Source organism: Agarivorans sp. D1326 (assembly GCF_056958115.1).
In genome coordinates, this window is the sequence record NZ_JBTWEN010000004.1 from 270,790 (window position 1) to 283,057 (window position 12,268).

Sequence of the window (12,268 nt, forward strand, 5' to 3'; positions counted from 1 at the left end):
ACTTAGGTAACTCCAATGGAAATTCTTGCAACTTACGGCACTACGCTGATTATTATTGCGGCCGTTTTTGGCTTTGTTATGGCGTGGGGTATTGGTGCCAACGACGTAGCCAACGCTATGGGTACATCGGTAGGCTCTAACGCTATTACCATTAAACAAGCGATTATTATCGCGATGATCTTTGAATTTGCCGGTGCTTATTTGGCCGGTGGTGCGGTAACCAATACCGTACGTAAAGGCATCATTGATTCTGGCGCGTTTGTTAACACTCCCGAGCTATTAGTATTCGGTATGATTGCCGCGCTGCTTGCTGCTGGTACGTGGCTATTAATTGCCTCTTACAACGGCTGGCCGGTATCAACCACTCACTCTATTATTGGTGCCATTGTTGGTTTCGCCGCAGTAGGTGTAGGCACAGAAGCTGTAGAATGGGCCAAAGTGGGCGGCATTGTAGGTAGTTGGATTATCACTCCGGCTATTTCAGGTGTATTTGCTTACTTAATCTTTGTGAGCGCCCAGAAGCTTATTTTTGAACATGATAACCCACTAGAAGCCGCTAAGCGCTACGTGCCAGGTTACATGTTCTTAGCTGGCTTTATGATGGCGCTAGTAACCATCAAAAAGGGCCTCAAGCACATTGGTTTAGAGCTAAGCAGTGTTGAAGGTTACGTTTGGGCAGTAGCCGTTGGCGTATTGGTTGCTATTGTAGGTAAGGTGATTATTAGCCGCCTAAAAATCGACCCTAAAGCCGACCGTCAAATGCACTACACCAACGTAGAAAAAGTATTTGCGGTACTAATGGTAATCACCGCTTGTTGTATGGCTTTTGCTCACGGTTCAAACGATGTAGCAAATGCTATCGGTCCATTGGCGGCAGTAGTTAGCGTAGTAAATAACAACGGTGAAATTGCCGCTAAAGCCTCACTAGCATGGTGGATTTTACCACTAGGTGGTTTAGGTATTGTGGCTGGTTTAGCCCTGTTTGGTCATCGCGTAATTGCCACTATTGGTAAAGGTATTACCCACCTTACACCTAGCCGTGGTTTTGCTGCTGAACTCGCTGCTGCAACAACAGTAGTAGTTGCCTCGGGTACTGGCTTGCCAATCTCTACCACTCAAACCCTAGTAGGTGCGGTGTTAGGTGTGGGTATGGCACGTGGTATTGCCGCGCTTAACCTCGGCGTAGTACGTAGTATTGTAGTATCTTGGGTAGTAACACTACCTGCTGGTGCAGCACTATCTATCGTGTTCTACTACATTATGTTGGCTATTTTTAACTAGTATCTCACTAAACTAGTTAACTTTACTCACATTAACAACGTTGCTGGTTGAGACTAGCAACGTTGTTTCGTACACTAACGGCGAAACTATTCTAAATAAAGAGATACGCCGTGATTGTCAGAACATTATCTGCTGCTTTTTTATCGCTTGCCCTCGCCTTCCCTGCTCTTGCTCAAACTCGTTACATCTCTGACGACTTATATGTCTTCATGCATTCTGGTCCTAGCAACCAATTTCGAATTGTGGGTAGCGTTAACGCAGGTACTAAGATCAATCAGGTTGAATTCAACCAAGAAAACAAATACGCCAAAATTGTTTTAGAGAATGGCCGCGAAGGCTGGGTAGAAGCTAAATACCTTAATCGCTCTCCAGGCTTAGCCGCTCAATTAGAACAAGTGAAAAGCCAGTTGGAAAAAAGCCAAACTGCGCTTAAGCAGCAACAACAAGACAGCGGCGCAGCCTCTGCCGAACAAGCTGAGCAAATTGACGCCCAGCAACAGCAAATAGAACAACTTCAGCTTACTAACGATCAGTTAAACGAGCAGCTTACTCAAATTAGCCAGCAAAATAATGCCATCCAACATGAGCTAGACACCAAAGATGAAGCGGTGCAAATGCAGTGGTTTATGCGAGGCGCAGGTGTAGCGGGTATTGGTTTAATTCTAGGCATATTGCTGCCAATGATCCCACGTCGCAAAAAGCGCGATAATCAGTGGATGTAATCACTGTTGCTTTTCCCATTAAAAAAGGCGCTTAGTGCGCCTTTTTTGTTAACCCCAATCTGACAAAGCATTCAGTCGACATAAGTTACCTGCTACCCGCAGCACAATGTCATCAAGACGAATCGCCACTAACTCGATGTTCTTGGTAACAAAATCCCCTTCTACCAACTCTTTATCATTAAGGGTGACATAACGACGGTTCGGATCTGACGAAAATACATGCGAATTAAAAGTAATGGCCGGTACCAATTTTTGCACCTCTGGGTCTAGCGCCCCAACCATGGGGGCGTCGTCATAGGTACTTGGGTCAAGCTCCGCGTCCCAGCTTAAGGTATTGGTTGCTTGCACAGCCGCTGCAAAGCGTTGCTCTAAGCCCTTTTCTTCTGCCGAGCTAGGCTTGGCAGGTGCTGACTGCTGCACTGGCGCAGGCTTACTGGCCACCACAGTAGAGCTGGAGTTTGGCGTAGCCACTGGCTCTGGCGCTTGATACTGCGGAATAGGTGCATTTAATAAGGTTTCAAACTGCTTTTGGCGTAGCGCTAGCAAATCAACCTTTTCTAGCCCTTCTAATTGAGGCAAAGGCAACAGCTCAATCTCTAACTTAGGTTCAACCACCCGAGAGACCCGCATTATTGGTTTGGTTTCAAGCTCTTTAGTTACAGGCTGAACCGCAGCCTCCACTTTAGCCGGCGCGGTATCTTTGTTTGATTGTTGCCACAACCAAAAACCGCCAGCGCCTAAAGATAAGGTGAGAACCGAACTTAGCACTGCAGTTAATACTGGATTAACTGGCGAGGGCGCAACTAAAGCAACCGCTTCGTTTGGCTGACTGCGGCGCTGTGCGTCTAAAATACTGGACATTAGTTCAACTCCTGCAAGCGCGGTTGATCAACGTAAATCTGTTGGTTAAGACGTAATAAAGTAAATACACCAGCTATGCCATCGGCACTTAGGCGATTTTGCTGCTGGAACTGCTGCACTTGACGGCTTAACTGGGCATCAAAATTAAAGGTTTTGCGTGGACGCTGTCCTTGGATTAACGACAAGCTTTGTTCCAACCAATAAACGGCTTCGCCTTGGTTGCCCTGTTTAAGCACCCCAGTAAAGCCTGGGGGTTGCTTCCAGAGTACTTGAAACTCGCCATTCCAACGTTGGCCAAACCAAGATCGGCTAACCATAATTGCACGGTCACCCATCCATAGTTCTAATTTAGGTCCCCAATGACGCACCACCGCATAAAAATAGTGACCATCTTCCTCTAGCTCAACTACCGCGGGAAGGTTCACTTCACGCAAAGCCCGCTCGCCGCCAGTAAGGTTTAAACAATATAGTTCTAAGCTTGTGACTAGGTTGCAGTTTGCTTGCGCATTCGCCACATCGTAACCCCAAGTACGCAACAATAATTGCCAAGAGCGCGCTGGCAAACTGTTGTTGGCTCGTAGTTGCAGCCACTCTTGTTTAATTGCTTGAATGTCATCTTCGCTTTGTTCAAGCACTGGAGCAGGTTCTACAGCAACAATCTCAGCTGGGCGCTCAACAACTGGCGCAGCTATCGGCTGGTTTTCTATTTCAACTGCTGGCGTTTGCTGCAAGATAAACCAAGCCGCCACGATCAAGCAGCCTAATAAAGCACCACTCAATATATAGTTAAGGTTAAAGCCTTGAGACTTAGGCTCGCCCAAGGCCACTTCTTCAATCGCTTGGTTAAGCGCTTTTTTGTCTACCTGCATTTGGTCGCGGCCGTAGGCGGCTAACAGCGCACGGTCGCATAGCAAGTTAATCACTCGCGGAATACCGTCAGCAGCCTTAAACAACTGCTTAATCACCGAGGGAGCAAATAGAGGGCGCTCACACCCCGCCACCATTAAGCGATGGCGCACGTAGGCTTCTACTTCATTTACCGTTAATGGCAGCAAGTGATAGCGAGCGGTAATACGCTGAGCCAATTGGCGTAAAACAGGTTGCTTAAGCTTTTGTTGCAGTTCGGGTTGGCCAATTAATACCACCCGCAATAACTTGCGTGTATCGGTTTCAAAATTGGTTAATAGCCGTAATTGTTCGAGGACTTCTACCGACAAGTGCTGCGCTTCATCAATCAGCAGCATGGTGTTGCCACCTTGGAAGTGGTTCTCTAGCAAACGCTGGCGAATCGCGTCGCCAAAGTCTTTTACGCTAAAAGAGTCACGATCATAATCTATGCTCAGCTCGTCACACACTGTGGCTAACAACTCTAGTTCGGTAAGACTTGGGTTTAACACCAAGGCCACTTGGGTGTTTTCGGGCACTTGTTTAAGCAAGGCGCGCGACACCGTGGTTTTACCGGTACCAACCTCACCAGTAAGCAACACAAAGCCACCAGTCTCGCCCAAACCAAAGGTAAGGTGAGCCAAGGCTTCTTTATGACGCTCGCTCATAAACAAGAAATCAGGGTTTGGCGCTATCGAAAAGGGACTTTCCTTTAAGCCAAAGTAATCCAAATACATTAAACCGCTATCCTTTCACCGATTATGGCTGCCACTTATATTACAAGTCGCAATCCAAGCCCTATTGAGCATTGATAGGTGTATAATACCCCCACGCAAGGCGTTTGTGGATATTAGTTAACGAGGAGTGATAAGTGGAAACCTATTTAGTCGGCGGAGCAGTACGAGATCAACTACTAGGTTTACAGGTAAAAGACCGCGATCACGTTGTGGTTGGCGCCACTCCCGAACAAATGCTGCAACTTGGCTACAGCCAAGTTGGCAAAGATTTCCCAGTATTTTTGCATCCTCACAGCCAAGAAGAATATGCATTGGCGCGCACTGAGCGTAAACAAGGCATTGGTTACACCGGCTTTAGTTGTGATTTTTCCGATGATATTCGCTTAGAAGACGACCTCTTACGACGCGACCTTACCGTAAATGCCATTGCCCGCTCAGAAAATGGTGAGCTAATTGACCCTTACGGTGGCCAACGCGACTTAGATGCGAAGCTACTACGCCATGTATCGCCCGCTTTTGTAGAAGATCCGCTGCGAGTATTACGAGTGGCCCGCTTTGCCGCGCGTTTCCATCACCTAGGATTTAAAGTTGCTGATGAAACCATCGAGTTAATGCGAGAAATTGCTCACTCGGGCGAATTAACCAGCTTAACTCCAGAGCGTATTTGGCGAGAACTAGAAAAAGCGCTTGGCAGCCAATCACCACAAGTATTTTTTGCGGTATTGCGAGAAGCAGACGCTCTGGCAGCCTTGATACCAGAACTGGATGATTTATTTGGAGTACCAGCCAGTCCCAAATGGCACCCAGAAATAGACACCGGTATTCACACCTTAATGGTAATAGAGCAAAGTGCTAAACATGGCTATAGCGACCTAGTGCGCTTTGCAGCCTTGTGCCACGACTTTGGCAAAGCCTTAACCCCTGAAGAAAAGCTACCTTCTCATCCAGGCCACGGACCTAAGGGTGTAAAGTTAATCAAAGCCTTTTGCCAACGCATCAAAGTACCTAACGAGTACCGAGATTTAGCGCTACTTGTCGCTGAGCACCACATTACCATTCACAGCGCTTTGGAACTTCGTCCCGAAACCGTATTAAAGCTGTTTAACCGCTGCGATGCTTGGCGCAAGCCAGAACGCTTTACCCAAATATTAGAAGCTGGCGTGGCCGATATTCGTGGTCGTTTAGGTTTTGAACAAAACGATTACCCTGCTTACAACTATTTGCTATCGCAACTCGAGGTAGCCAACAGTGTGAACATTCAAGCCATTGTGCAACAAGGTTATAAAGGTGAAGAGATTCGCGAACAGGTGCACCTAGCGCGGCTTAAGCTGATTAAGCAAGAAAAACAGCGTTATTTACAGCATCTTGAGCAATAAGCTGATTGAACAGTAACCAAGCCAAGCAATTCATTACAATAAAAAAGCACGCCCATTGGCGTGCTTTTTTTTGTTCGAACTAAAGGTCGTTTAACTTAAGGCTAAAAAGGCAAACAAAGTAATACCCAGTAGCATTCGGTAGATAACAAACGGCTTCATACCTACCTTGTTAACCCACTTAATAAACAAGTGAATACAAGAATAAGCACTGATAAACGACACCAATATACCCAGCGACATCGCCGACCAATCGATATCCACCGGATTATCAGCCATGTCTTTGCCCATAAGAACACAAGCGCCAACAATTACCGGAATAGACATTAAAAATGAAAAACGCGCCGCGGCTTCACGGGTTAAGCCCAACATTAAGCCTGCAGTAATTGTTATACCACTACGCGAAGTGCCAGGAATAATCGCTATCGCTTGTGCAACACCCACAAACAGCGCTTGTTTCCAGCCAATTTTGTACTCGTCGTGCACTAACTTAGCTTGCGAATCGGCCCACCATAACAAAGCACCAAATACGATGGTGGTAGTTGCAATCACATACGCAGAGCGCAAGTACTCTTCAATCAACGATTTAAACAAGCCGCCAAACAGTACCGCAGGAATAGTGGCTAAGATAATTAACCAAGCAAGCACAGCCTCGGGGCTGCGGTTACCAGTAAACGAGCTTAACCACGCTTTAAGCATGGCCCATACTTCTTTTCTAAAGTAACCCAATACGGCAAACAAACTACCTACGTGCACCGCTACATCAAAGGCAATCCCCTGATCATCCCAACCAAAAATCTGCGAGGGCAAAATTAAATGGGCAGAACTGGAAATAGGTAAAAACTCGGTCAAACCTTGGATCAAAGCCAAAAAAATGGTCTCAAATGTACTCATTCTTGGTTCCTTGCTGCTAAAAAATTAAAAGTTGAAACTCTCTACAAGAGTGAGCACTTGGCTACTATGATCAAAATCTTGCCATAGTTGCGTGTAAGTTTGATGAAGCGTTGGATGTACCAACTCGCCAGCAATATCTGCCAGCGGCTTTAATACAAAAGCACTTTTACTTATCTCGGCTCTGGGTAATACACAGGGTGAATCTACCACTAAGTGGTTATATAAAAGAATATCGATATCTAAGGTGCGTGACGAGTACTTTTGCGCATCCATTGCCCGCCCGTGTTCAAATTCAATCCGTTTAATCGCTTCAAACACCGCTTGTAAGGATAAAGGGCTAGTAAATTTAGCCACCAAATTATAGAACTCGGGCCCATCAAAACCCAAGGCCGGGCTTTCATAAACCGGGCTTAAAGTTAACTCGCCAAATTGTGCGCGTAATGCAGCCACACCCTGTTTGATGTATTGCTCACGTTCAATGTTACTGCCAATGCCTACAAAAATATCGGCCATTACGAAGCGTAATCCTTTTGCTCACGTTCAATCTGCACACCCACGTTGCTAGCAAATGGAACGGCTCCGGGTTTATTGATAGTGACCTTAAGCCACGGCACAGAAAACTGCTGAATCACTAAGCTCGCCACTTTTTCAGCCACGGTTTCTACTAACTCGTGAGCTTGCCCAGTAACGAGATCACTCACCGCTTGACTCACCGAGGCGTAATCGAGCGCTAGCGATAAATCATCATTTTGTGCGGCAGGTTTGTTATCCCATGCCATTTCTAAATCGATAAGCAACTTTTGCTTAATCTCTTTTTCCCACTCGTAAGCACCGATGGTGGCTAATACGGTGAGATCTTTAATAAATACTTTATCCATAGTTCTGGCTGCTGTGCTGCAAACGTGCTTATTAGCCTTAGCTAAAAAAACAGCGTATGATTTGACCTTTGAGAGAGCGCGATAATACCGCAATTCGGCAATTGGTGGAATGCTTCTAAGCTAATGGGTTTACTCGGTTTATTTTTTATTACGGCAGCTTATTTGCTGGGTTCTATATCCAGTGCCGTACTAATATGTCGAATTTACCGCTTACCCGACCCTCGCCAACACGGCTCAAACAACCCAGGTGCCACCAACGTTTACCGCATCGGCGGCAAAATTCCTGCAGCATTAGTATTAGTATGTGACCTATTAAAAGGCATGGTGCCAGTTTGGATGGGTTACTACGCGGGACTAGCACCAATAGTATTGGGATTTGTAGGTATAGCTGCATGCTTAGGCCACATGTACCCCATCTTCTTTCATTTTGAAGGTGGCAAAGGTGTCGCAACAGCCTTAGGTGGCGTACTGCCAATTGGCTTAGACTTAGCAGCTTTACTGATAGTAACTTGGATTATTACCTTAAAACTGCGCGGCTATTCATCGTTAGCTGCTATTGTGAGTGTAAGTTTAGCGCCTTTATACACTTGGTTAATCAAACCTGAATACACTCTCCCCGTAGCGATGCTAGCCTGCCTTATTATTATTCGCCACCAGGGCAACATTACCCGCCTGCGCAATCACACCGAAAGCAAAGTAGTCAATAAAGACCAATAAAAAAGCGCCTATTTAAGGCGCTTTTTAACATCTAAATCGCTTTAGCAGGCGGTAACTCATCAAGCGGCCAACGAGGCATCGCTTTTACTGATAAACCTTCGGTTTGGCCTGCTTTAAAACGCTGCATACCTGCGTAAGCAATCATAGCGCCATTGTCGGTACAAAACGCTGGCCGCGGGTAATACACTTTACCCCCACGCGATTCTAGTAACTCACCCAGCTGCTCTCGCAATGATTTATTGGCGCTTACACCACCGGCAATCACTAAGCGTTTTAAGCCAGTTTGCTTTAAGGCGCGACGACACTTAATGATTAAAGTTTCAACCAAGGCTTGTTGGAATGCTAAGGCAATATCTGCTTGGGTTTGTTCATCTTTGCCTTCGGCATCGATGGTGTTTTTAGCAAAGGTTTTAAGGCCGGAAAAGCTCATATCTAAACCAGGGCGATCAGTCATTGGCCTAGGAAAAGTAAAGCGGCCTGGTGTGCCCTTTTCAGCCAAACGGCTTAGCGCTGGGCCACCTGGATAATCTAAACCTAATAACTTGGCGGTTTTATCAAAGGCTTCTCCAGCTGCGTCATCAATAGATTCACCGAGAATTTGATATTCACCAATGCCGTCCACTTCTACTAATAGAGTGTGGCCACCGGAAACCAGCAAGGCTAAAAAAGGAAACTCTGGTGGGTTGTCTTCTAGCATTGGGGCTAACAAATGCCCTTCCATATGGTGAACCGGCACAGCAGGTTTGTTCCACGCCATCGCAATACTGCGCGCTGTTAGCGAGCCAACCAATAAAGCCCCTACTAAACCTGGGCCAGCGGTGTATGTTACTGCATCAATATCATCTGCCGTGCACTTGGCATTCGCCATCGCTTCTTTTATAAGAGGAATGGTTTTACGAATGTGGTCGCGCGAGGCCAACTCTGGTACTACTCCACCATAATCGGCATGTAATTTAACCTGACTGTAAAGAACGTCGGCCAATAAACCTTGTTGGTCATCATAAATGGCCACGCCCGTTTCATCACACGACGTTTCAATACCTAGTACACGCATAATCTTGCTTTTCCTGCTTAGTTACTGGCTTAAAAATAGGTGTTTTTAATGCTTAAGCCCGCTTAAAATCGCAGCTATATTACTTGCTAGCGGCTTATTTCACCAGAGGATTACAAATAGGCTTTACATTGCCCCCTAGTTCGGCTTAAAATTCCGCACCATTTTTAAACACTCAGGCTGATTTTTGTTCGGCCGTTAATAAACCGGAAGGTGATAGGCATATGCCAATCGTTAAAGTACGTGAAAACGAACCATTTGACGTAGCTCTACGTCGTTTCAAGCGCTCTTGCGAGAAAGCAGGTATTCTTTCTGAAGTTCGCCGTCGCGAGTTTTATGAAAAACCAACTACAGCTCGTAAACGTGCTAAAGCGTCTGCTGTTAAACGTCACGCTAAGAAATTGGCTCGTGAAAACGCACGTCGCGTTCGCTTGTACTAAGCGCTGTTAATAACCTATGTCATTAAAAGCAACCTTACAAGATGAGCAAAAAGCAGCAATGCGCGCCAAAGACAAGTTTCGTCTTGGCACACTGCGTATGTTGCTTGCGGCTGTTAAACAGGTAGAAATTGACGAGCGCATTACTTTAGATGATGACCAGATCCTGAGCATCATTGTTAAACAAGTAAAACAGCGTAAAGACGCAGCTGAACAATTTACAGCTGCCGAACGTCAAGACTTAGCTGATAAAGAACTTGCCGAGATTGAAATCTTGGAAGCGTTCCTTCCTCAAGCGCTTAGCGAACAAGAAGTAGCCTCGTTAATCGAAGCCGCTATTGCTCAAACAGGCGCTGCTGGAATGCAAGATATGGGTAAAGTGATGGGCATCCTGAAACCTCAGGTACAAGGCCGTGCAGACATGGGTGCTATTAGCGCCGCTGTCCGCAGTAAACTAGCCTAAGCTCGTCCCTTAGAATACTCGAACAAGCCGTGTTCTCATTGAGTTCACGGCTTGTTTGTTTTTAATTTTCGCTGAAGATGGTAGTGAATGGCTGGAAGAATACCGCAACAGTTTATCGATGATTTATTGGCTCGTACCGATATCGTAAGCCTTATCGACCAACGTGTGCGTTTAAAAAAAGCCGGCAAAAACTACTCAGCGTGCTGTCCTTTTCATAATGAAAAATCCCCCTCTTTTACCGTAAGCCAAGACAAACAGTTTTATCACTGCTTTGGTTGTGGTGCCCACGGCAATGCCATCAGCTTTTTAATGGAATACGACAAACTGGAGTTTGTAGATGCCATTGAAGACTTGGCCAGCCAAATGGGTGTGGAAGTAGAGCGAGAAAACAGCAACAACAGTAAATTTGATAAAGAAAAAAGCCAACAACAACGCCAAGCCAGTAAAGACTTATACGAACTGATTGGCCACGCCAGCCGCTTTTTTCAGCAGCAACTACGTACTAACCCCAACAAACAACAGGTTATCGACTACCTAAAAAGCCGTGGCTTAAGTGGCGAGGTGGTACAACGCTTCTCCATTGGTTATGCGCCCGATGAGTGGGATGCGCTAGGTAAAGCCCTTGGTGGCTCTAAGCAGGCCAGCCAACAACTTGTCGATGCCGGATTATCGATAGAAAACGACAAAGGCCGCCGCTACGATCGTTTTCGCGATAGAGTGATGTTTCCAATTCGTGATAAACGTGGTCGTTATATTGGCTTTGGCGGGCGAGTGTTTGGTGACGGCACACCAAAGTATCTAAACTCACCAGAGACCAGCGTATTTCATAAAGGGCGTGAACTCTACGGCCTTTACGAAGTGCGCCAAGCGCATAAGCAAATACCACAAATACTAGTGGTAGAAGGCTATATGGATGTGGTGTCTTTAGCCCAATTTGAGATTGACTATGCGGTTGCCTCACTAGGTACCTCTACCACCCCAGAGCACCTACAAACGCTATTTAGAACCAGCAACCAAATTATTTGTTGCTACGATGGCGACCGTGCAGGCCGCGATGCAGCGTGGCGCGCCCTAGAAAATGCCCTACCGCATTTACGCGACAACGTAGAACTTAAGTTTATGTTTTTACCTGACGGGGAAGACCCAGACACTTTGGTTCGCCAAGAAGGTAAAGACGGCTTTGAACAACGCATGCACAAGGCCATGCCTTTATCACGCTTTATGTTTGAGCGTTTAAGCCAAGAAATCGACGTCACTACAGATGCGGGCAAAAGCCATTTAGCAGCCCGCGCCTCTGAGCTAATTAAGCCGGTCCAAGCTGAATTTTATCGCGAAATGCTCAAGGGCGAGTTGGCCAAATGGTTGCGCTGGGATAGTAACCGCTTAACTAAGTTTTTTGCCGCAAGCGACCCCAAGCCCCAAAACAAACAGGCCAACTCACTCAAAATCACCCCAATGCGAAAAGCTATTGCGATGATTTTGCAACGACCTGATATTGCTAATGAATTGCCGCCTTCAGAGCAGCTTAAGCAAGTTAACATTAAAGGCATGCCACTGTTATTAGCGCTCATTGGCGAAATACACAAAAAACCCGAGATAACCACTGGCCAGCTAATTGAACGCTGGCGCGAACAGCCTGAGCAAAAACATTTGAGTGCACTGGCAGGCTATAATTTAGAAATTGACGAATCAGGCTACCCAGACGAGTTGCAAGATATTATTGCCAGTTTTGTGGAGCAACTGCTGTTGCAGCGTTACGAGCAACTCAATGTTAAGTCACTGCAAGGTACACTTAGCGTAGAAGAGAAATACGAAATGCAGCAATTAGTAGTGGAATTAAAGCCTTAATTGGCTTGTTTAAGGAATAAACAAAAAGTTTTTGGTTAAATGCCCTTGATATAGAAATTTTAACCCATACTTGATATAATTCTTCGTTTGCGCTTGCAGCGCTTACGTTTATGGTTTTGCT

At 46.0% G+C, this 12,268-nt stretch carries 13 protein-coding genes; 7 read left to right on the forward strand and 6 right to left on the reverse strand.

Annotated features, from left to right (window positions below; all coding sequences use genetic code 11):
- Positions 1-15 precede the first annotated feature (15 nt).
- Entirely contained in the window at positions 16-1,281 is a 1,266-nt protein-coding gene (locus ACYFDN_RS09945; protein WP_016401669.1) for an inorganic phosphate transporter, read from the forward strand.
- 110 nt (positions 1,282-1,391) lie between these two features.
- Positions 1,392-2,003 (forward strand): TIGR04211 family SH3 domain-containing protein, encoded by a 612-nt coding sequence (locus tag ACYFDN_RS09950; protein WP_338624064.1) that lies wholly within the window; start codon positions 1,392-1,394, stop codon positions 2,001-2,003.
- A gap of 48 nt (positions 2,004-2,051) precedes the next feature.
- Here the strand turns inward: ACYFDN_RS09950 and ACYFDN_RS09955 are convergent, their stop codons facing one another.
- Both ACYFDN_RS09955 and ACYFDN_RS09960 read right to left on the reverse strand, forming a co-directional pair.
- Positions 2,052-2,864 carry a general secretion pathway protein GspB gene (locus ACYFDN_RS09955; protein ID WP_483510953.1) on the reverse strand — a complete coding sequence of 271 codons (813 nt, stop codon included), beginning with the start codon at positions 2,862-2,864 and terminating at the stop codon, positions 2,052-2,054.
- On the reverse strand, positions 2,864-4,486 hold the full coding sequence (locus tag ACYFDN_RS09960) for an ExeA family protein (protein WP_483510955.1): 1,623 nt from the start codon (positions 4,484-4,486) through the stop codon (positions 2,864-2,866). The genes ACYFDN_RS09955 and ACYFDN_RS09960 overlap by 1 nt, the downstream gene beginning before the upstream one ends.
- 134 nt (positions 4,487-4,620) lie before the next feature.
- On the opposite strand from ACYFDN_RS09960, the gene ACYFDN_RS09965 reads away from it, so the two are divergent.
- Complete coding sequence (locus tag ACYFDN_RS09965) at positions 4,621-5,862, forward strand: multifunctional CCA addition/repair protein (RefSeq protein WP_483510956.1); 1,242 nt, start codon at positions 4,621-4,623, stop codon at positions 5,860-5,862.
- Positions 5,863-5,952: 90 nt separating this feature from the next.
- Here the strand turns inward: ACYFDN_RS09965 and ACYFDN_RS09970 are convergent, their stop codons facing one another.
- The 3 genes from ACYFDN_RS09970 to folB are packed head-to-tail and all read right to left on the reverse strand — an operon-like array spanning position 5,953 to position 7,631.
- Positions 5,953-6,753, reverse strand: a complete 801-nt coding sequence (locus ACYFDN_RS09970; RefSeq protein ID WP_338624054.1) for an undecaprenyl-diphosphate phosphatase — start codon at positions 6,751-6,753, stop codon at positions 5,953-5,955.
- A 24-nt stretch (positions 6,754-6,777) separates the two neighbouring features.
- Complete coding sequence (folK, locus tag ACYFDN_RS09975; protein ID WP_483510957.1) at positions 6,778-7,266, reverse strand: 2-amino-4-hydroxy-6-hydroxymethyldihydropteridine diphosphokinase; 489 nt, start codon at positions 7,264-7,266, stop codon at positions 6,778-6,780.
- Complete coding sequence (folB, locus tag ACYFDN_RS09980; RefSeq protein WP_016403350.1) at positions 7,266-7,631, reverse strand: dihydroneopterin aldolase; 366 nt, start codon at positions 7,629-7,631, stop codon at positions 7,266-7,268. The genes folK and folB overlap by 1 nt, the downstream gene beginning before the upstream one ends.
- Positions 7,632-7,754: 123 nt before the next feature.
- On the opposite strand from folB, the gene plsY reads away from it, so the two are divergent.
- Positions 7,755-8,348 carry a glycerol-3-phosphate 1-O-acyltransferase PlsY gene (gene plsY, locus ACYFDN_RS09985; RefSeq protein ID WP_016403351.1) on the forward strand — a complete coding sequence of 198 codons (594 nt, stop codon included), beginning with the start codon at positions 7,755-7,757 and terminating at the stop codon, positions 8,346-8,348.
- Positions 8,349-8,379: 31 nt separating this feature from the next.
- On the opposite strand, the gene tsaD is transcribed toward plsY, so the two are convergent.
- Positions 8,380-9,402 carry a tRNA (adenosine(37)-N6)-threonylcarbamoyltransferase complex transferase subunit TsaD gene (tsaD, locus tag ACYFDN_RS09990; RefSeq protein WP_016403352.1) on the reverse strand — a complete coding sequence of 341 codons (1,023 nt, stop codon included), beginning with the start codon at positions 9,400-9,402 and terminating at the stop codon, positions 8,380-8,382.
- Between the two features lie 221 nt (positions 9,403-9,623).
- On the opposite strand from tsaD, the gene rpsU reads away from it, so the two are divergent.
- The 3 genes from rpsU (at position 9,624) to dnaG (ending at position 12,147) form a co-directional block, all read left to right on the forward strand.
- Positions 9,624-9,839, forward strand: coding sequence for a 30S ribosomal protein S21 (gene rpsU, locus ACYFDN_RS09995; RefSeq protein WP_016403353.1), 216 nt, complete (start codon positions 9,624-9,626; stop codon positions 9,837-9,839).
- 16 nt (positions 9,840-9,855) lie between these two features.
- The gene (locus ACYFDN_RS10000; protein ID WP_016403354.1) at positions 9,856-10,299 is read left to right on the forward strand and encodes a GatB/YqeY domain-containing protein; all 444 of its coding nucleotides are present in this window, start codon (positions 9,856-9,858) and stop codon (positions 10,297-10,299) included.
- Positions 10,300-10,386: 87 nt separating this feature from the next.
- Complete coding sequence (dnaG, locus tag ACYFDN_RS10005) at positions 10,387-12,147, forward strand: DNA primase (protein WP_152784246.1); 1,761 nt, start codon at positions 10,387-10,389, stop codon at positions 12,145-12,147.
- The last annotated feature ends 121 nt before the right edge of the window (positions 12,148-12,268 follow it).

Bases quoted from the DNA above. Each gene is read 5' to 3' on its own strand.
- rpsU (WP_016403353.1), top strand. From the start codon at position 9,624: ATGCCAATCGTTAAAGTACGTGAAAACGAACCATTTGACGTAGCTCTA.
- tsaD (WP_016403352.1), bottom strand. From the start codon at position 9,402: ATGCGTGTACTAGGTATTGAAACGTCGTGTGATGAAACGGGCGTGGCC.
- ACYFDN_RS09945 (WP_016401669.1), top strand. From the start codon at position 16: ATGGAAATTCTTGCAACTTACGGCACTACGCTGATTATTATTGCGGCC.
- folB (WP_016403350.1), bottom strand. From the start codon at position 7,631: ATGGATAAAGTATTTATTAAAGATCTCACCGTATTAGCCACCATCGGT.
- ACYFDN_RS09955 (WP_483510953.1), bottom strand. From the start codon at position 2,864: ATGTCCAGTATTTTAGACGCACAGCGCCGCAGTCAGCCAAACGAAGCG.
- dnaG (WP_152784246.1), top strand. From the start codon at position 10,387: ATGGCTGGAAGAATACCGCAACAGTTTATCGATGATTTATTGGCTCGT.
- plsY (WP_016403351.1), top strand. From the start codon at position 7,755: ATGGGTTTACTCGGTTTATTTTTTATTACGGCAGCTTATTTGCTGGGT.
- ACYFDN_RS09960 (WP_483510955.1), bottom strand. From the start codon at position 4,486: ATGTATTTGGATTACTTTGGCTTAAAGGAAAGTCCCTTTTCGATAGCG.
- ACYFDN_RS10000 (WP_016403354.1), top strand. From the start codon at position 9,856: ATGTCATTAAAAGCAACCTTACAAGATGAGCAAAAAGCAGCAATGCGC.
- folK (WP_483510957.1), bottom strand. From the start codon at position 7,266: ATGGCCGATATTTTTGTAGGCATTGGCAGTAACATTGAACGTGAGCAA.
- ACYFDN_RS09970 (WP_338624054.1), bottom strand. From the start codon at position 6,753: ATGAGTACATTTGAGACCATTTTTTTGGCTTTGATCCAAGGTTTGACC.